Here is a 17121-nt window from a genome sequence, read left to right on the forward strand (position 1 = left end):
GTGCCGGTCACCGTCCGGCGGGGTCTCGGTGACGACGCCGCCCAGGGCAACTTCTGGCAGCAGATCGGCGGTCGGCCGACCTTCGAGAGGCTGGTGCGCCGCTTCTACGAGGGCGTCCGGACCGACGAGGTGCTCTGGCCGATGTATCCCGAGGCGGATCTCGAGGGCGCGATCCAGCGCTTGACAGGGTTCCTCGAGCAGTACTGGGGCGGGCCCACCACGTACAGCGAAGAACGGGGCCACCCCCGCCTGCGCATGCGGCACATGCCGTTCCGGGTGACGCCCGAGGCACGTGACCACTGGCTGCAGCACATGCGGGTGGCCGTCGACGAACTGGAACTCGCGCCGCTCGACGACGCCATGCTTTGGGGTTACCTCGACCGTGCCGCCCAGGCCATGGTCAACACGTTCGAGCGCTGACCGCTCGCCGACGGACCGCTCGTCGACGGACCTTCCGTTTCGGACCGTTCGGCGTCGGACCGCTCGTCAGAGAAGGGACGACCGCCGCTTGACGAGGACGTGGCCCTTGGGCGTCGTGAGGCGCGTCCAGGTGCCGGTCTCGAAGACGGCGACCTCGTCCTCGCCGTCGAGGAAGCCCAGGCTGAGCGCACCGAAGCCGGCGCCGGCGGGGACTCCTTCGGCGCCCTCGACGGGTGCCGACCACACGTCGGCCCGCACCCGGTGCACGATCTGCTCGCCGGTGCCCGTGGGGATCGCCTCGGCGACGCGGGCGATGCCGGCCTCGGCCGTCGTGCGGAGGCGATCGGCCTCGATCGGTTCGAGCCGCGCCCAACCGCCCCGCGGCGGCGAGATGGCTGCCCAGGTCACCGTGTTGACCGTGGCGGGCACGGACACGGTGACGGGCGCGGTCGGGTCGACGACGTCGTTCTGCAGGCGTACGAGGCGCTCTTTCAGCGACCGGACCGGCACCACGGCGTCGAACTCGGGTCGGTCGTCGAGCTGGAAGGTGCGGAGTCCGAGCACGGTGGGGCTCGAGTCGAGCAGCCCCATCGGGTAGAAGACGGCGACGTAGACGGCGAGGACGCCCGAGCCGGCGATGAGCCGTACCGAACCGTCCTCCACCCGGCCGGCACGCCCGAGATAGGTCGCGAGATCGCTGAGGGACAGGGAGTCGGGGAGGGTGAATGCGTCGTTCATCGGCCCCCTAAACTACATCGGGTGACCGTCGATCCGCTGCAGAGCCTGCTGTCCACCCTCGACCTCTCGCCGGCGGGCAACGTCGGCGGGCAGGACGTCTTCACCGGGGGGTCACAGCCCGAGCCGCTCGGTCGCGTGTTCGGTGGACAGGTCGCCGCACAGGCCCTCGTCGCCGCGCAACGCACCGTCGGGGGCGGACGCGACGTCCATTCGCTGCACTCGTACTTCCTGCGGCCCGGCGACCTCACGATCCCCATCACCTTCACGGTCGACCGCATCCACGACGGCCGCTCGTTCGCGACCCGCCGCACCCAGGCCTCGCAGGACGGCGTGCCGATCTTCTCGATGATCGCGTCCTTCCAGACCCCCGACGAGGGGCTCGACCACCAGGTCGCCATGCCCACCGGGCTGCCCGACCCCGAGGACGTCCCGAGCGACGCCGAGCTGCTGTCGGCCGTCGACAACCCCGTCGCCCAGTCGTGGGCGCGGCGCCCGTTCGACATGCGTCACGTGCCCTCGCCCGTGTTCTTCAGCGTCGAGGGCGACCACGTCGCCCACCAGGCCGTCTGGCTCAAGGCGACGGGCCCGCTGCCCGACGACGCCGACCTGCACCGCGCCGCCCTGCTCTACGCCAGCGACTACACCCTGCTCGAACCGATCTACCGGCGTCACGGCGTCGCGTTCGTCACCCCCGGACTCAAGGTCGCGAGCCTCGACCACGCCATGTGGTGGCACCGCCCCGCCCGTGTCGACGAGTGGCTGCTCTACGTGCAAGAGAGCCCCAACGCGGTCGGTGGCCGCGGGCTCTCGCTCGGGCGCATCTACGACCGCGAGGGAACGCTCGTGGCGAGCGTCGCGCAAGAGGGCATGGTGCGGGTGCCGCGAGGCTGATCCGACTCGCGCCGGGTCAGCGCCGGGTCCGCGCCGGGTCAGCGCCGGCGGAAGGCCAGGGGCTCTTCGACGAACGGCGACCAGGCGTCGCGCTCGACGTCGGAGATGCGTCGTGGCTGGTTGCTCGCCGAGTCGACGAGCACGATCGTGGTGGCGGCCTTCGTGAACAGCTGCCGCGGCTCGACGCCCTCGGGCGACCACACCTCGTAGCAGACCTCGAGGCTCGCTCCGCCGAGACGTCCGACCCAGATCTGCACGTCGAGCGGGGCCCGCAGATACGGGATGGGGATCAGGTACTCGAGCTCTTGCCGGGCGATGAGCGTCATCGTGGTGGCGTCCGGACTGCCGTCGAGGACGGCGGCCGACGACCGTTCGTCGATCGCCCCGTCGGCCGACCAGAACGCGTCGATGCGCGCCTCCTCGAGGAGGCGCAGCATCGACGCGTTGTTCACGTGTCGGTACCCGTCGAGATCGCTCCAGCGGACTCGGGTCGGCACGTGCAGGCGGGTCATGACGGTGCGGTGCCGGTCAGTCGCGCGTGAGCTTGCGGTACGTGGCCGAGCTCGGCTTCGCCGCGTCGGCACCGAGGCGCTCGACCTTGTTCTCTTCGTACGCCTCGAAGTTGCCCTCGAACCAGTACCAGTTGGGGGTGCCGTCGTCGTTCAGGCCCTCCCACGAGAGGATGTGCGTCGCGATGCGGTCGAGGAACCACCGGTCGTGTGTGATGACCACGGCACAGCCGGGGAACTCGAGCAGCGCGTTCTCGAGGCTGCCCAGGGTCTCGACGTCGAGGTCGTTGGTGGGCTCGTCGAGCAGCAGCAGGTTGCCGCCCTGCTTGAGGGTCAGCGCCAGGTTGAGGCGGTTGCGCTCACCACCGGACAGCACGCCGGCCTTCTTCTGCTGGTCGGGGCCCTTGAAGCCGAACTGCGACACGTAGGCGCGCGACGGGATCTCGGTCTTGCCGACCTGGATGTAGTCGTGCCCCTCGGACACGACCTCCCAGAGGTTCTTGTTCGGGTCGATGCCGCCACGGCTCTGGTCGACGTACGAGATGTCGACCGTCTCGCCGACCTTCAGCTCGCCGCCGTCGAGCGGTTCGAGACCGACGACCGTCTTGAAGAGGGTCGTCTTGCCGACGCCGTTCGGGCCGATGACGCCGACGATGCCGTTTCGGGGCAGGGTGAACGACAGGTCGTCGATGAGCACTCGCTCACCGAACGCCTTGTGCAGCTTCTTGGCGTCGATGACCTGCGCGCCGAGGCGAGGGCCCACGGGGATCACGATCTCTTCGAAGTCCAAGGTGCGCGTGCGCTCGGCCTCGTTCGCCATCTCTTCGTAGCGGGCCAGACGCGCCTTCGACTTCGCCTGACGGCCCTTGGCGTTGCTGCGGACCCACTCGAGCTCGGAGGCGAGGCGCTTGGCCAGCTTGGCGTCCTTCTTGCCCTGGACCTGGAGGCGCTCGCCCTTCTTCTCGAGGTAGGTCGAGTAGTTGCCCTCGTAGGGGTAGAGACGACCGCGGTCGACCTCGGCGATCCACTCGGCGACGTGGTCGAGGAAGTACCGGTCGTGGGTCACGGCGAGCACGGCGCCGGGGTACTTGCTGAGGTGCTGCTCGAGCCAGAGCACGCTCTCGGCGTCGAGGTGGTTGGTGGGCTCGTCGAGGAGCAGGAGGTCGGGCTTCTGCAGCAACAGCTTGCACAGCGCGACGCGGCGCTTCTCACCACCGGAGAGGTTCGCGACCTCGGCGTCGCCCGGAGGCGTGCGCAGAGCCGACATGGCCTGCTCGAGCTGGGAGTCGAGGTCCCAGGCGTCGGCGGCGTCGATCTCTTCTTGCAGGGTGCCCATCTCGGCGAGCAAGGCGTCGAAGTCGGCGTCGGGTTCGGCCATGGCGGCCGAGACCTCGTTGAAGCGGTCGAGCTTCTGCTTGATCGGCCCCACGCCCTCTTGGACGTTCTCGAGGACGGTCTTGGTCTCGTCGAGTTCGGGCTCTTGCATGAGGATGCCGACCGAGTAGCCGGGGCTGAGCTTCGCCTCGCCGTTGCTGGGGGTGTCGAGGCCCGCCATGATCTTGAGGATCGTCGACTTGCCGGCGCCGTTCGGCCCCACGACACCGATCTTCGCCCCCGGGATGAACGACATGGTGACGTCGTCGAGGATCAGCTTGTCGCCGACCGCCTTGCGGGCGCGCACCATCGAGTAAATGTATTCGGCCATGGCAGCGAGTCTATCGGGCGGGGCCCCGCCCCCGACGTCACCAGTCGATGGCTCGGGTCGACCCCACGAGGCAGGCGCCCGTGCCGAGCACCGGCGCCGTCTGGCTCGTGTACCCCGCGCCCGAGACCTGCCCGATCAGGCAGTCCTGGCCCCAGAGCACCGAGAACTGCACGCTGTCGGCGTCACGGCCGATCGAGGTCGTGTCGGCGGTGACCTGCATCGTCGACTTGTCGAAGCCCCCGGCCACCAGCGCGTCGACGACCGCACGCCCACCCGGACGGGCGTTCGCCGCGACGGTCGCGGCGTTGACCGCGTCGAAGTGGGCCAGCGCCTCGGCCGTCGTGGACTCGGACGAGAACGCCGGGGCGCCCGTGGACGCGGCGGTGGACGGTGCCGGCGCAGGGTCGGGCGAGGACGTGCACCCGACGAGGGAGACCGTCAGGGCCAACAGGATCGCGGCTGTCACGGGGCCGCGTGGGGGTCTCGAACCGGTCACGGGTGCCCTTCGTCGCGGGTGGCGGCCGCGGGTCGGCGAGCCGTGTCGAGTCTACGGCGTGCCGACCCGCGGGCCGGGAGCACGGGAGTGCCCGGGGGTCAGAACGGGGCCAGCACCTCGTCGGCGCCGACGGTCGGTGGAGCACCCCAGTCGGCACCGTCGTCCGGGACCGCCACCCGGTCGGGGTCCGACGAGGACCCATCCGACGCGGAACCGTCCGCTGGGCCTCCGTGACCGGCCTCGCCGTCGCCCTCCGTCCCGGGTGCCGACCCGCTCTGGTCGGGGGTCGCGGCCGGATCGTCGCCCCCCGCGGCCGACGGCGCCACCGGCGCGGCGGCCGGGGCGGACGCGACCCGCCGTTCGAAGGTCGACCTGCCCCAGACGAGGTCGTGGCCGATCGCGTCGGCGTCGACCTCGACCGTCATGCCGCTGCGCTCGCCGGACTCCCACGAGCGGATGCGCACCCGCCCGGTGACGACGACCCGCTGCCCCTTGCGGAGGCTGGCCAGGACGTTGTCGGCGAGCTGGCGGAAGGCCGTGACGGTGTACCAGTTCGTCTCGCCGTCGACCCACTCGCCCTTGACGCGGTCGTAGCGCCGTTGCGACGAGGCGAGGCGGAAGCTCGTGATGGAGAGGCCGGACTGCGTGACGAGGGCCCGGGGGTCGGTCGCGATGATCCCTGTGAGGGTGATGGTGTCTGTCATGACGGGAGTCTCGCGAAGGCGGGCCGCCCCCGGGACGGCACCCGCGCCTCCTTGTGGAGAAGGACGACGGGGGCCGCTCGGGGGACGACGCGACGGCAGGTCCTCCGTCGACGACCGGACCTCAGTGTTCGCGGAACTCGGGGTAGTCGGCGCCCGGCCCCAACGCCGCGAACAGGGCGCTCTTGGCCACGGCCAGGGTCGGATAGACGCCGCCGTCCGCCCCCTTCGCGGACAGGCGAACGGCGAAGCCGTCGTCGGTCCGCAGGATGGTGCCGACCGCGCCTGCCGGGCCCACGGCCACCCAGGTCTGTCGGTGCAAGGTGTTCTGGTCACTCATCGTCGAGCGCCCCTTTCCTCTTCTCTCGGTCGGTCGCGCCGGTCGGCGCGGCCCGTCTACGAGGCGAGCACGTACTTCGCGTACGACTTGCGGATCTTGGTGACCTTCGGCAGAGCGACGGCCGTGCAGTAGCCTTGGCCGGGGTTCTTGGCGAAGAAGTCCTGGTGGTGCTCCTCGGCGTCGTACCAGGTGGGCAGCGGCTCGATCGTCGTGACGACACCGCCGTCCCAGGCCTCGGAGGCGCGATCGCGGGCCGCCCGGAAGAGCGCCTCCTGCTCGTCGTCGGCGAAGAACATCGCCGAACGGTACTGGGTGCCGACGTCCGCGCCCTGCCGGTTCAGCTGACGCGGGTCGTGCAGCGTGAAGAAGACGTCGAGGACGACGTCGGCGGGGAGCTTCTCGGGGTCGAAGGTGACCGCGACGGCCTCGGCGTGCCCCGTCCGGCCGGTGCACACGTCGTCGTAGCTCGGCTGCAGGGTGTCTCCACCGGTGTAGCCCGAGACCACCTCGGTGACGCCGTCGAGGGTGCGGTAGACCGCGTCGAGGCACCAGAAGCAACCGCCGGCGAGAACGAATGTCGTCATGCCCGTGAACCTACTCCCGTGTCCGGGCCCCGCCCTAGGCTGACCGCATGAGATCACCCTTCACGCCCTACGTCGCCGACGACGCACGGTACTCCCGACTCGACTACGTCCGCACGGGCCGCAGCGGGCTCAAGCTGCCCCGCATCTCGCTGGGCTTCTGGAACAACTTCGGTTCGGACCGCGGACTCGAGACCCAGCGCGACATCGTGCTCCGCGCGTTCGACCGCGGGGTCACCCACTTCGACCTGGCGAACAACTACGGCCCGCCCTACGGCTCGGCGGAGGAACAGTTCGGCCGCATCGCCGCGGCGAACCTGCGCCCCTATCGTGACGAGATCGTGGTGTCGTCCAAGGCGGGTTACGACATGACCCCTGGGCCGTACGGCGACGGGGGGTCGCGCAAGTACCTGCTGAACTCGCTCGAGGCCAGCCTCGGGCGGCTCGGCATGGACCACGTCGACATCTTCTACTCGCACCGTCCCGACCCCGAGACCCCGATCGACGAGACGATGGGCGCGCTCGCGACGGCCGTCCGGCAGGGCAAGGCGCTCTACGCCGGCATCTCCAACTACGACCCGGCGCAGACCGAGGCCGCGATCGACGCCCTGGCGGCCGAGGGCGTGCCGTTGCTGATCCACCAGCCGCGGTACAACATGTTCGACCGCCGGCCCGAGCGAGGCCTCTTCGACACCCTGCTGGCCCGAGGGGTCGGCTCGATCGTGTTCTCGCCGCTGGCGGGGGGCCTCCTGACGAACCGCTACCTCTCGGGCAGCGCTCCCGCGGGCTCACGCGCGGCCGAAGGCCGCTGGTTCTCCGAGGACGCCTTCGACGAGACGTACCTCTCGCGCGTCCGCGGCCTGAACGAGATCGCGGAGGCGCGGGGCCAGTCGCTCGCGCAGCTCTCGCTCACCTGGGTGCTGCGCCAACCCGCCGTGACCAGCGCCCTCATCGGCGCCTCGTCGGTGTCCCAGCTGGACGACAGCCTGGACGCGCTCGACGGTGCCGAGCTGACCGAGGACGAGCTCGCGGCGATCGAACCGCTGGCGGTCGACGGCACCGGTCGCTGACCGGACGGCGCGGTGCCGGACGGGCACCGCGCCCTCCGAGGCGTCCGACGTCGATGTCGGTGGTCACCCCTAGCGTCAGGGGTGTTCTCGACAGCATCGGCCGGATGACCTCAGGAGCACCTCATGACCAGCAGCACCCTCCACCACGCGATCGTCCCGCCTGCCCAGCACGCTCACGCAGGCGTTCCCCTCCCCGCCCTGCGCTCGACCCGGGGCGGCCTGCAGCTCGTCCAGGTGCACGACGACCTCGCCCGGGTGACCCGACCCGGTGGCGAGATCGTGGGCTACGTCGAGCGCTTCGACGACCCGCAGGGTGATCGGTACCGCGCCAAACGGTTCCTGCCACGTCAGCGCAAGTTCGTCGAGATCGGCGAGTTCTGGAGTCGCGACGACGCCACCGACTGCTTCCGGTTCGCCTGATCCCGACGACGCCACCGAGGGGCCGTGACGGCCTTCCCCACGGTGGGCTCGCCAGCATGTCGCAGCCGTGCAACCTTCGACCTCGGCTGTAGTGTTCGCCCCATGCAGTGGTGGAACGGTTTTGTCGAATGGCTCTCTTCCGACAACGGGTGGCGCGTCGTCACCGATGCGGTGATCCCCTTCGTCGCCATCGTCGTGGCCGGCATCGTCGCAGCTCTCATCGGCCGCGCGAGCACGCGACGGGTCGTGTCGTTGCACGAGGACGAGGCGAAAGCGGCGGCGGTCGCGGCCCTCGTCTCGGCGGCCCGCAAGGGTGCCGTCTTCAGCTCGCTCGGGGTCGAGGAGCGTGCCTACGCCGATCATCTCGGTCACGAAGCCGACGTCCGCCTGCGACTGCTGCCCGCGACCGGCAGCACCCTCGCCGCCGACTGGGCGGCTCACGAACTGGCCGAGATCAAGCGCAACTCGGCGTCCTTCAGTTTCCAGTCCGAGCAGACGCTGGGTGAACTCCGCGACCGCCTCGTCGAGTGGCAGAACCGTCCCGGGCGGGCCAAGAAGCTGTTCCGCGACGATCTCGCCCGCTGGAAGTACGAGGAGGCCGACGTCGACCGCGACACGGCCGCGAAGCAGAAGGCCTGGGAGGCCGAGCAGCGCGCCGCGTCGGCGACCGAGCAGCGACGCACCGAGGCCTCCGCGCCCTCGGGGGCCGCACCCTCGGCAGCGCTCCGCCCCGCAGCCCTCGACGATGCCCCGGTCCGGGGTGGCGACGAGGCCTACCGGGCACCGACGGCTCCCGCCCCGCTGGCCGGACCGTCGCCGGTATCCGCGCCCGAGGCACCGACCGTCACGTCGGGTGACGCGTCCCACGACGACACCCGCGACGACCCGATGGACGACGAGCGCTACGAGCAGCCGGTCAGTGCGAGCCAGGTCCGCCGCCGCACGGCACCCGACCGCGCGGACGACTGACCACGTGAACGACGACGCGCCCCCGACCTCGGTCGGGGGCGCGTCGTCGTGTGTGGGGGTGGGAGGCGTGGTGCCCCCGGCAGCCAGCGTCATCAGCACAGTGAACCTGCGACCAAGAGATGAGAAGCACCGCGAGGATCATCGGCTGCGTGGTGCCCCCGGCAGGAATCGAACCTGCGACCAAGAGATGAGAAGCACCGCAAGAGATGAGAAGCACCGCGAGGATCATCGGCTGCGTGGTGCCCCCGGCAGGAATCGAACCTGCGACCAAGAGATTAGAAGGCTCCTGCTCTATCCGCTGAGCTACGGGGGCGGACCCGTCCACGATACCGTGCCCGGCCCGTCGAGCCGGGTCGGGCACGGTACCGGTCAGCCCAGCGGGCTGGTCAGGTCGTACAACGTGACGCCGTCGACCTCGGTCGAGGAGAAGTTCGCCTCGACCCACGCCGCGATCTCGCTCGAGGACGAGCTGCCGCCGTTCGACTGCCCGACGGTCCCTCCGACGAACCAGTGGATCTGCCCGTCGGAGACGTACTGCTCGAACTGCGCCAGGGTCGGCGACGGGTCGCTTCCGTTGAACCCGCCGACCGCCATCACCGGGTCGCCGGTCGCGAGCTGGTAGCCCGCCGCGGTGTTCGACCCGACGGCCGCGGCGACCCAGGTGTACCGGTCCGCGTCGGCGCCGACCACGGCTGAGAGCTCGTCGCTCACCGAGCCCGAGCCGAGCAACGAGCCGGCTCCGCCCCCGCCACCGGGGAATCCGCGCGTGGCCGTACCCGCGCCTCCTGCGGTGCCCGTTCCGGTTCCGGTGCCCGTGCCGGTGCCGGGACCGAAGGCGGTGCCCACTCCCCCGCCGGTGCCGCCCGGCAGCTGCGGGGGCGTGCCACCAGCCGTGCCACCGGGCCCGCCACCAGCGGCCCCGCCGCCACCGCCGAACCCGCCGGCGCCGCCACCGCCGAACCCGCCCGTGCCACCCGACACGGTCGGCCCGGCCGTGACGATCGAGCCGGTGTGGGCCGTCGACACGGTCTCGATCGAGTAGGCCGCCGGAGCCAGCAAGCCGCCCGCGACCAGCACGGCGAGCGTCGCCGCCGTGAGCGCCCGACCCCGTCGCGGCAGCAGCACGAGCACGGCGCCCACCACGGCGAGCGCGACGACGACGTAACGGAGCCAGGGGTGCCAGGCCTCCGACCGTCCGAGCAGCACCCAGGCCCAGACGCCCGTGAGCAGAGCCGACGCCGCCAGCACGATCCGCACCCACAGCCGGGCCCGTCGCCGCCACAGCACGTCGGCCGCGACCCCGAGGGTCACCGCGATCGCCGGTGCGAGGGCCACCGTGTAGTACGCGTGGAAGATCCCCGACATGAAACTGAAGACCAGCGCCGTGAGCACCGTCCACCCGCCGAACAGCAGCAGCGTGGCTCGACGCGCCGAGGTGCGGTGCCGCCAGCCGAGCAGCACGAGGGCCGAGACCCCCAGGACGAGTGCGGCCGGCAGCAGCCAGGTGATCTGGCCCCCGAACTCGCCCGTGAAGAGCCGCGTGATGCCGGTCTCGCCCCACATGCCCGTCGTGGCCGCACCGGTGCCGCCTCCGCCGCCCGTCACGCTGCCGGTCTCGTCGCCCGTGAGCCGTCCTAGGCCGTTGTAGCCGAAGGTCAGCTCGAGGAACGAGTTCGTCTGCGAGCCACCGACGTACGGCCGCATGCTCGCGGGCACCAGCTCGACGAGGGCGACCCACCAGCCGGCCGACACCACGACCGCACCGAGCGCGGCCAGCAGGTGCAGCACGCGCTTGCGCAGCAGGACGGGCGCCGCGACGAGGTACACCCCGGCCAGCACGGGCAGGATGACGAACGCCTGCAGCTGCTTGGTCAGGAAGCCGAAGCCGATCGCGACGCCGGCCCAGACGACCCAGCGGATGCGGCCCGTCTCGACGCCGCGCAGGGTCAGGTACGTGGCGAGGGTCAGCAGCAGCACGAGCAGCGCGTCGGGGTTGTTGAAGCGGAACATCAACACGGCGACGGGGGTCAGTGCGAGGGTGCCTCCGGCGACGAACGCGGCGACGGCCGAGAAGTGCCGCCGCACCGTGGCCCAGACGAGTCCGACGGTCGCGACTCCCATCAGGGCCTCGGGCAGCAGGATGCTGAACGACGACAGCCCGAACAGCCGGACCGACAGGGCCATGACCCAGAGGCTCGCGGGCGGCTTGTCGACCGTGATCGAGTTCGCGGCGTCGGACGAGCCGTAGAGGAACGCCTCCCAGTTCTGCGAACCCGCCTGCACCGCGGCCGAGTAGAACGAGTTCGCCCAGCCGTTCGCCGACAGGTTCACCAGGTAGAACGCCCCCGTGGCGACCAGCAGGGCGAGGAACGCCGGTCGCTCCCACCGTGCCGCGTCCTCGCGCCCGCGCACCAGACGATGAGTGAGCGAACGGAGGCGCGGGCCGGCCGAGCCGGACGGCGGGCGTCGATCGGCCAGCGGCACCGGCGTCGTCCCGGCGCTCATCGACGGACCCCCGTGACGTCGTCGTCGCCGGCGACGGCGACGAAGCGGGTGGTGAGGTCGGACACGGGGTCGGTGGCACCGACCCGCTCGTCGGCCGGCCCGGGCGTGACATGCGTCGCCTGCGACCGGAACACCCAGACGCGCAACAGCACGAAGCGCAGCACGGTCGCCACGAGGTTCGCTGCGGTCAACACGAGCAGCTCGGCTCGTGCGCCCGCCGCGGGAGCCGCGGCGTGCAGCACGACGAGCGACCCCGAGGTCAGCACCCAGGCGAGCACGAAGACCGTCAACCCCTGCAGCTGGTGCCGCGCCACGCCCGACGCTCCCCGCACCCCGAACGTGAACCGCCGGTTGGCGGCCGTGTTGAGCACGGCCGTGACGAACAACGACACGACGTTCGCGGCCTGGGCCGGCATCACCTGCTGCGCGCCGAGGTAGAGCAGTGCGTACGCGGCGGTCGAGGCGGCCCCGACGACGCCGAACCGGACGACCTGCGAGAAGAACGTCGGAGGCGCGGGCGGCTCGAACGGACGCCTTCCGATCGCGTCGTACACCGCCTGGACCGGGATCGCGCCCCGGGCGATGCCCGTGCCCACCCGCAGCATCCCCTTGAGGTCGGCGGCGGCCGTGGAGAAGATGTCGACCGAGCTGTCGGGGTCGTCGACCCAGTCGACCGGGACCTCGTGGATGCGCAGGCCCGAGCGCTCGGCGAGGATCAGCAGCTCGGTGTCGAAGAACCACCCGGTGTCCTCGACGAGGGGCAGCAGTCGCTCGGCGGCCTCGCGCCGGATCGCCTTGAAGCCGCACTGGGCGTCGCTGAACCCGACCCCCATGGTGCGACGCAGCAGGAAGTTGTAGCTGCGCGAGACGAACTCCCGCTTGCCGCCGCGCACGACCCGCGACGACCGGCTGAGCCGGGTGCCGATCGCGAGGTCGGAGTGGCCGGAGAGCAGCGGTGCCACGAGCGGGCCGAGCGCCGAGAGGTCGGTGGAGAGGTCCTCGTCGAGGTAGACCAGCACGTCGGCGGGCGAGGCCGCCCAGACCTGCTTGAGGGCACGGCCTCGGCCCTTCTCGGCGAGGTGGACGGCGGTCACGCCCCGCAGGCGTCGGGCGAGGTCGTCGGCGAGGGCCGCCGTGCCGTCGGTGCTGGCGTTGTCGGCCACGGTGATGCGCCAGGTCTCGGTGACGTGACGGGTCAGATGGTCATGGAGGCTCGTGATGCTGGCCTCGAGGGTGGCGGCCTCGTCGAAGACGGGCACCACGATGTCGAGACGCAGGATGTCGGTGTCAGGCATGGGACCACGATCGGTCGCCAGCCCATCAGCGGCCTTGCACCGGTCGATGGCGACGCCGCAGAGATCCTATGAGCCCTCCATGACGGGGGCGCCGCGATCAGATCGCGAGGGACAGGGCCCCGAGCAGGCGGTCCAGCGTCGGCACTCCCGGTGAGCGGAAGACGACCTCGCCGTCGTCCCGCGTGATCACGATGGTCGGCGTGCTGCGGACGTCGCGCCGCTCGGCAGCCTCCGGCCGGGCGGCGACGTCGGCCTCGTCGACCACCAGGGAGGGCACGAGCCCCCTCGCCTCGGCCACGATCGCCCTGGCCGCGTGGCAGGGACCGCAGAAGGCGGACGTGTACAGCTCGAGCATCATGCCGGGCACAACGAGGAGGCGCGGGGGAAACTTCCCCCGCGCCTCCTGCGGTCTCGTGCGTCGTCGCGGCCGGAGCCGCCGACGTCAGTTGTCGCGGTCGTCGTTGCGGTCTTCCGGGTCGTCGACGGGGTCGCTGTCCTTCGCGTCGAGCGCGTAGTGCACCTGGAGCTGCTCGCCGACCATCTTCGCCTCGGTGGCGGTGTAGACGATGCCGGTCTCCATGCCGTCGATCAGGACGAAGTCGGTGATCTGCTCGTCGTACGAACCGTCGGTGCTGATGCGGGTGTCGGTGGAGCCGTCGCTCGGACCGCCGTCGAAGAAGACGACGTACTCGGAACCCTCGGCCACGGTGGGCTTGCTGTCTGTCATGCCCACAGGTCTACCAGGAGGCGCGGAGTCGGCGCCCAGCTTCCCCTCGCATTCCCCCTCGCCTTTCCCCTTGCCCAAAAAAGATAGCCAAGCTATATAGCTTGGCTATACACTGGGAGGATGACTTCCCAGCCGACAGACATCTTGGAATCCCTCCTGACGTCGCCCCATCGCTTGACGCGCATCGCCGCGCAGGAGACCGGCCGCACCACCTCACCCGCCGTCTGGCGGACGCTCTCGATCCTGACGACCGACGGCGAGCTGCGCGTCGGCGACCTCGCCCGGGCCAGCCGCGTCTCACAGCCGACCATGACCAAGCTCGTGCGGGGGCTCGCCGACGACGAGCTGGTCGAGCGCATCCCCGACACCGACGACTCCCGGGCCTGGTTGATCGCCATCACCGACAAGGGCACGGCGGCCCTCACCGAATGGCGGGGGCAACTCGCCGACTCGCTCGGCGGCCTGTTCGCAGATCTCGACGACGACGAATGGGCCGTGCTCGAGCACGCGACCCGCCTGCTGGCCTCGCGGGTCGGCACCCGTGCCGACGACCGCGCCGACACCGAGGCGGTGTTCGCGTGAGCGCGCCTACCCCTGCCTCGGCCCGCACCACGCACGAACCGAAGCCGAGCATCCTGAAGCAGCCGACCGCCGTGTGGGCCATCGCCTTCGCCTGCGTCGTCGCCTTCATGGGAATCGGCCTCGTCGACCCGATCCTCCCCGCGATCGCGGAGTCGCTGAAGGCCAGCCCGACACAGACCGAGCTGCTCTTCACCAGCTACCTCGCCGTCACGGGCGTCGCGATGTTCTTCACCAGCTGGGTGTCGAGCCGACTCGGCGCCAAGCGCACCCTGCTGATCGGGCTCGCCCTGATCGTCGTCTTCGCTCTGCTCGCCGCCACCAGCGGCGACGTCTGGTCGATCATCGGCTTCCGCGCCGGGTGGGGGCTCGGCAACGCCCTGTTCATCTCGACCGCGCTCGCGACCATCGTCGGGGCGGCGTCCGGCGGCACGGCATCGGCGATCATCCTCTACGAGGCGGCGCTCGGCCTCGGCATCGCCATCGGCCCGCTGATCGGCGGCCTGCTCGGCTCGGTCAGCTGGCGCGGCCCGTTCTTCGGCGTCACCACGCTGATGGCGATCGCCTTCATCGCGATCGTGCTCTTCCTGAAGGGCGGCGCAACGGAGAAACCCACGCCGACGGCGCTCTCGGCACCGTTCCGCGCCTTGGGCAACCCAGCGCTCGGCGCCCTCGCCGCGACCGCACTCTTCTACAACATCGGCTTCTTCGTCCTGCTCGCCTACACGCCGTACCCGCTCGGCTTCGGAGCACTCGGCATCGGGTTCACGTTCTTCGGCTGGGGCGTCGGCCTCGCGATCACCTCGGTCTGGGTCGCCCCGCTGCTGACCGCACGCCTGCGCCGGACGACCGTCCTGCGCATCGCCCTTCCCCTGCTCGCGCTCGACCTCGTCGCCGCCGCGATCGTCGTCGCGACGCCGGCCGCCCTCGTGGTCTGCGTCGTCGTCGGCGGCCTCGTGCTCGGCGTGCTCAACACCGTGCTGACCGAGTCCGTCATGGAGGCCACCGACCTGCCCCGCTCGGTCGCGTCCAGCGCCTACTCGGGCGTGCGCTTCCTCGGCGGAGCCGTCGCCCCGCCCGTCGCGACCCTGCTCGCCGACACGATCGCCCCGAGCGCCGCCTACGTGTTCGCCGCCGCGAGCGTCGCCGTCGCCTTCGTCGTCGTGGTGGCCGCGCGCGGGGCCCTGCGCCGGGTCGACGACGGCCCCGAACCGGCTCGCGTCGAAGCGGAGGCCATCGGAGCCGGCGAGGCGATCTGACCGACCCGCACCGCGCCTCCTGCACGGGTCCGGGGCAGGAGGCGCGGTGCCGGAAGGGCACCGGACTAGACTCGCGGAATGGCTACGAGCAACGACCGACTGGTCTGGATCGACTGCGAGATGACCGGGCTCGACCTCTCGGTCGACGAACTGGTCGAGGTGGCCGTGGTGGTCACGGACTTCGACCTGAAGCCCGTGCACCCGGGCTTCACCATCGTCATCAAACCCGACCAGTCCGCCCTCGACAACATGGGCGAGTTCGTCACCGAGATGCACCGCTCGTCAGGCCTCATCGACGAGATCCCCGACGGCGTGAGCCTCGCCGAGGCCGAGTTCGAGGTGCTGGAGTACATCCTCAAGTACGTCCCCACCGAGCAGCACGCCCCCCTCGCCGGCAACACCATCGGCACCGACCGGGCCTTCCTCGCGAAGTACATGCCCCGCGTCGACGGCCACCTGCACTACCGCAGCGTCGACGTGTCGTCCATCAAAGAGCTCGCCCGCCGCTGGTTCCCCCGCGTGTACTTCAACGCCCCCCAGAAGCACGGCGGACACCGCGCCCTGGCCGACATCCTCGAATCCATCCGCGAACTCGAGTACTACCGTCGCGCCGGCTTCGTCGCCGACCCCGGCCCCACCACCGAGGACGTCCAGGCGATCTCGAAAGCCGTCGTGGACGAATGGGCCCCCCGGTTGTAGTAGAGTCTTCTCGTTGCGATCGCCTCGGCGAGTGCACATGGTGGGTATAGCTCAGCTGGTAGAGCGCCTGGTTGTGGTCTAGGAGGCCGCGGGTTCAAGCCCCGTTACTCACCCCGACGAAATCCCCTGCCCCTCGATGGGCAGGGGATTTTTCGTGCGCCGGCGCCTTCCGGTCGCGGGTCAGGACTTCGCGTCCTTCCGGGTCGAGTTCAGCGACCGAGGAAGATCGCTCGGGCAGGTGTGCGAGCGAGGACGAGTCCCAGCACGAGCGGGGCTCCGTAGGCCACCACGAAACTCCACTTCGACAGAGCCACCCCCGATTGCTCGAACAGGGCGAACACCAACGTGTGAGCCATGATGATCGGCAGCGACACCTGAGCGACCTCCGTGACGACACGGCGCGTCCACCGGGGCAGCCATCGCTCCGTGCCCTCGGCGACGAGGATCGCCCCGCACGAGATGGCCGACGCCATGAACACGCCCACCAGGGGCTGCCCCAAGACGCCGATCTTCATGTCGAGCGGAGCGAACACTCCGCGCCCGCCGAGCACCAGGGCAGGCACCAGCAGGACGGCTCCGACGACCAGCGGCTCGGTGATCCGTTCGCGCTGGCGCCGCAGCACCATGCCGACGCCGATGAACACGAGAGCAGGCAGCGCCAGTCCCAACGACTGCGGCACGGCGCTCAGTCCGGCGGGGTCGGTCGCGGCCCAGGCCAGACCGAGACCGCCGACGACCCACGGCAGGAAGGCGACCCGGTTCTGCAGGAAACGCATCAGGACGGCGGCCGAGAACAGGGCCGTGACGAACCAGAAGGTCGAGTACGGGCGCGCGAGGTGCGAACCGCCGAGGACCATCGCCCGCAGCAGCCCGTCGGTCACCATCCCCCCGCGCGTGAGCAGGAAGCCCTGCATGACGAGCGTCACGACGACGAGCCAGGCCAGGTACGGCACCAGCAGGGTCCGGGCGCGGTTCGCGAGCTCGCGGCTCGTCCGGCGGTCGGATTTCCAGAGATAGCCCGTGATGACGAAGAAGACCGGCACGTGCCAGGTGTAGAACCACGGATGCGCCCAGGGCCGCTCACCCCAGTTGTGGGCCGCGACGATGGCGACGACGCCGACGACGCGGACCAGGTCGACGGCGACGCTGCGGGGTCCCGACCGGGTGTCACCGTTCTCGACGTGGTCGGACGTCGCCGGGATCTCAGGATGTGTCAT

At 70.7% G+C, this 17121-nt stretch carries 20 protein-coding genes and 2 tRNA genes; 9 read left to right on the forward strand and 13 right to left on the reverse strand.

Features of this window, described 5'->3' with window-relative positions; all coding sequences use genetic code 11:
- The gene (locus tag ASG28_RS07755; protein ID WP_055977197.1) at window positions 1–420 is read left to right on the forward strand and encodes a globin; all 420 of its coding nucleotides are present in this window, start codon (window positions 1–3) and stop codon (window positions 418–420) included.
- A 66-nt stretch (window positions 421–486) separates the two neighbouring features.
- Here ASG28_RS07755 and ASG28_RS07760 read toward each other — a convergent pair whose 3' ends face one another.
- Window positions 487–1158 (reverse strand): hypothetical protein, encoded by a 672-nt coding sequence (locus tag ASG28_RS07760; RefSeq protein WP_055973777.1) that lies wholly within the window; start codon window positions 1156–1158, stop codon window positions 487–489.
- Between the two features lie 21 nt (window positions 1159–1179).
- Here ASG28_RS07760 and ASG28_RS07765 point away from each other — a divergent pair, with 21 nt between their 5' ends.
- The gene (locus ASG28_RS07765) at window positions 1180–2049 is read left to right on the forward strand and encodes an acyl-CoA thioesterase (RefSeq protein WP_055973780.1); all 870 of its coding nucleotides are present in this window, start codon (window positions 1180–1182) and stop codon (window positions 2047–2049) included.
- Between the two features lie 38 nt (window positions 2050–2087).
- On the opposite strand, the gene ASG28_RS07770 is transcribed toward ASG28_RS07765, so the two are convergent.
- The 6 genes from ASG28_RS07770 to msrA form a co-directional block, all read right to left on the reverse strand.
- Complete coding sequence (locus ASG28_RS07770) at window positions 2088–2561, reverse strand: acyl-CoA thioesterase (protein WP_055973783.1); 474 nt, start codon at window positions 2559–2561, stop codon at window positions 2088–2090.
- Between the two features lie 16 nt (window positions 2562–2577).
- Window positions 2578–4263 (reverse strand): energy-dependent translational throttle protein EttA, encoded by a 1686-nt coding sequence (ettA, locus tag ASG28_RS07775; protein ID WP_055973786.1) that lies wholly within the window; start codon window positions 4261–4263, stop codon window positions 2578–2580.
- Window positions 4264–4300: 37 nt separating this feature from the next.
- Window positions 4301–4729, reverse strand: a complete 429-nt coding sequence (locus tag ASG28_RS07780) for a DUF6993 domain-containing protein (protein WP_055973788.1) — start codon at window positions 4727–4729, stop codon at window positions 4301–4303.
- Window positions 4730–4857: 128 nt separating this feature from the next.
- Complete coding sequence (ssb, locus tag ASG28_RS07785; RefSeq protein ID WP_055973793.1) at window positions 4858–5463, reverse strand: single-stranded DNA-binding protein; 606 nt, start codon at window positions 5461–5463, stop codon at window positions 4858–4860.
- A 121-nt stretch (window positions 5464–5584) separates the two neighbouring features.
- Window positions 5585–5800, reverse strand: a complete 216-nt coding sequence (locus ASG28_RS07790; protein ID WP_055973797.1) for a hypothetical protein — start codon at window positions 5798–5800, stop codon at window positions 5585–5587.
- A 56-nt stretch (window positions 5801–5856) separates the two neighbouring features.
- Window positions 5857–6384 (reverse strand): peptide-methionine (S)-S-oxide reductase MsrA, encoded by a 528-nt coding sequence (gene msrA / locus ASG28_RS07795; RefSeq protein ID WP_055973798.1) that lies wholly within the window; start codon window positions 6382–6384, stop codon window positions 5857–5859.
- 47 nt (window positions 6385–6431) lie between these two features.
- Here msrA and ASG28_RS07800 point away from each other — a divergent pair, with 47 nt between their 5' ends.
- The 3 genes from ASG28_RS07800 (at window position 6432) to ASG28_RS07810 (ending at window position 8840) form a co-directional block, all read left to right on the forward strand.
- A complete protein-coding gene (locus tag ASG28_RS07800) occupies window positions 6432–7451 on the forward strand; it encodes an aldo/keto reductase (RefSeq protein WP_055973801.1) in 1020 nt (339 codons plus the stop codon).
- 123 nt (window positions 7452–7574) lie between these two features.
- Window positions 7575–7871 (forward strand): hypothetical protein, encoded by a 297-nt coding sequence (locus ASG28_RS07805; protein ID WP_235477679.1) that lies wholly within the window; start codon window positions 7575–7577, stop codon window positions 7869–7871.
- A gap of 102 nt (window positions 7872–7973) precedes the next feature.
- Window positions 7974–8840 carry a hypothetical protein gene (locus tag ASG28_RS07810; protein WP_157485672.1) on the forward strand — a complete coding sequence of 289 codons (867 nt, stop codon included), beginning with the start codon at window positions 7974–7976 and terminating at the stop codon, window positions 8838–8840.
- Window positions 8841–9077: 237 nt separating this feature from the next.
- Here the strand turns inward: ASG28_RS07810 and ASG28_RS07815 are convergent.
- The 5 genes from ASG28_RS07815 to ASG28_RS07835 form a co-directional block, all read right to left on the reverse strand.
- Window positions 9078–9153 (reverse strand) — tRNA-Arg (locus tag ASG28_RS07815).
- A 56-nt stretch (window positions 9154–9209) separates the two neighbouring features.
- Window positions 9210–11345 (reverse strand): glycosyltransferase family 39 protein, encoded by a 2136-nt coding sequence (locus ASG28_RS07820; protein ID WP_082454499.1) that lies wholly within the window; start codon window positions 11343–11345, stop codon window positions 9210–9212.
- A complete protein-coding gene (locus ASG28_RS07825; protein ID WP_055973806.1) occupies window positions 11342–12640 on the reverse strand; it encodes a bifunctional glycosyltransferase family 2/GtrA family protein in 1299 nt (432 codons plus the stop codon). Before ASG28_RS07825 ends, ASG28_RS07820 begins: the two co-directional genes overlap by 4 nt.
- A gap of 97 nt (window positions 12641–12737) precedes the next feature.
- A complete protein-coding gene (locus ASG28_RS07830; RefSeq protein WP_055973810.1) occupies window positions 12738–12998 on the reverse strand; it encodes a thioredoxin family protein in 261 nt (86 codons plus the stop codon).
- An 84-nt stretch (window positions 12999–13082) separates the two neighbouring features.
- Window positions 13083–13367, reverse strand: a complete 285-nt coding sequence (locus tag ASG28_RS07835) for a hypothetical protein (RefSeq protein ID WP_055973813.1) — start codon at window positions 13365–13367, stop codon at window positions 13083–13085.
- A 120-nt stretch (window positions 13368–13487) separates the two neighbouring features.
- Between ASG28_RS07835 and ASG28_RS07840 the strand changes: the two genes are divergently transcribed.
- The 4 genes from ASG28_RS07840 to ASG28_RS07855 all read left to right on the forward strand — a co-directional run bounded on the left by ASG28_RS07840 (window position 13488) and on the right by ASG28_RS07855 (window position 16017).
- Complete coding sequence (locus ASG28_RS07840) at window positions 13488–13949, forward strand: MarR family winged helix-turn-helix transcriptional regulator (RefSeq protein WP_055973818.1); 462 nt, start codon at window positions 13488–13490, stop codon at window positions 13947–13949.
- On the forward strand, window positions 13946–15205 hold the full coding sequence (locus ASG28_RS07845; protein WP_055973822.1) for an MFS transporter: 1260 nt from the start codon (window positions 13946–13948) through the stop codon (window positions 15203–15205). The genes ASG28_RS07840 and ASG28_RS07845 overlap by 4 nt, the downstream gene beginning before the upstream one ends.
- 78 nt (window positions 15206–15283) lie before the next feature.
- Window positions 15284–15904, forward strand: a complete 621-nt coding sequence (gene orn, locus ASG28_RS07850; protein ID WP_055973825.1) for an oligoribonuclease — start codon at window positions 15284–15286, stop codon at window positions 15902–15904.
- Window positions 15905–15944: 40 nt separating this feature from the next.
- A tRNA-His gene (locus ASG28_RS07855) sits at window positions 15945–16017 on the forward strand.
- Between the two features lie 96 nt (window positions 16018–16113).
- On the opposite strand, the gene ASG28_RS07860 is transcribed toward ASG28_RS07855, so the two are convergent.
- Window positions 16114–17121, reverse strand: a complete 1008-nt coding sequence (locus ASG28_RS07860) for an acyltransferase family protein (RefSeq protein WP_055973829.1) — start codon at window positions 17119–17121, stop codon at window positions 16114–16116.

The organism is Frigoribacterium sp. Leaf415 (assembly GCF_001424645.1).
GTDB lineage: Bacteria > Actinomycetota > Actinomycetes > Actinomycetales > Microbacteriaceae > Frigoribacterium.

Bases quoted from the DNA above. Each gene is read 5' to 3' on its own strand.
- ASG28_RS07760 (WP_055973777.1), bottom strand. From the start codon at position 1,158: ATGAACGACGCATTCACCCTCCCCGACTCCCTGTCCCTCAGCGATCTC.
- ASG28_RS07770 (WP_055973783.1), bottom strand. From the start codon at position 2,561: ATGACCCGCCTGCACGTGCCGACCCGAGTCCGCTGGAGCGATCTCGAC.
- ettA (WP_055973786.1), bottom strand. From the start codon at position 4,263: ATGGCCGAATACATTTACTCGATGGTGCGCGCCCGCAAGGCGGTCGGC.
- ssb (WP_055973793.1), bottom strand. From the start codon at position 5,463: ATGACAGACACCATCACCCTCACAGGGATCATCGCGACCGACCCCCGG.
- ASG28_RS07790 (WP_055973797.1), bottom strand. From the start codon at position 5,800: ATGAGTGACCAGAACACCTTGCACCGACAGACCTGGGTGGCCGTGGGC.
- msrA (WP_055973798.1), bottom strand. From the start codon at position 6,384: ATGACGACATTCGTTCTCGCCGGCGGTTGCTTCTGGTGCCTCGACGCG.
- ASG28_RS07800 (WP_055973801.1), top strand. From the start codon at position 6,432: ATGAGATCACCCTTCACGCCCTACGTCGCCGACGACGCACGGTACTCC.
- ASG28_RS07805 (WP_235477679.1), top strand. From the start codon at position 7,575: ATGACCAGCAGCACCCTCCACCACGCGATCGTCCCGCCTGCCCAGCAC.
- ASG28_RS07810 (WP_157485672.1), top strand. From the start codon at position 7,974: ATGCAGTGGTGGAACGGTTTTGTCGAATGGCTCTCTTCCGACAACGGG.
- ASG28_RS07820 (WP_082454499.1), bottom strand. From the start codon at position 11,345: ATGAGCGCCGGGACGACGCCGGTGCCGCTGGCCGATCGACGCCCGCCG.
- ASG28_RS07825 (WP_055973806.1), bottom strand. From the start codon at position 12,640: ATGCCTGACACCGACATCCTGCGTCTCGACATCGTGGTGCCCGTCTTC.
- ASG28_RS07830 (WP_055973810.1), bottom strand. From the start codon at position 12,998: ATGATGCTCGAGCTGTACACGTCCGCCTTCTGCGGTCCCTGCCACGCG.
- ASG28_RS07835 (WP_055973813.1), bottom strand. From the start codon at position 13,367: ATGACAGACAGCAAGCCCACCGTGGCCGAGGGTTCCGAGTACGTCGTC.
- ASG28_RS07840 (WP_055973818.1), top strand. From the start codon at position 13,488: ATGACTTCCCAGCCGACAGACATCTTGGAATCCCTCCTGACGTCGCCC.
- orn (WP_055973825.1), top strand. From the start codon at position 15,284: ATGGCTACGAGCAACGACCGACTGGTCTGGATCGACTGCGAGATGACC.
- ASG28_RS07860 (WP_055973829.1), bottom strand. From the start codon at position 17,121: ATGACACATCCTGAGATCCCGGCGACGTCCGACCACGTCGAGAACGGT.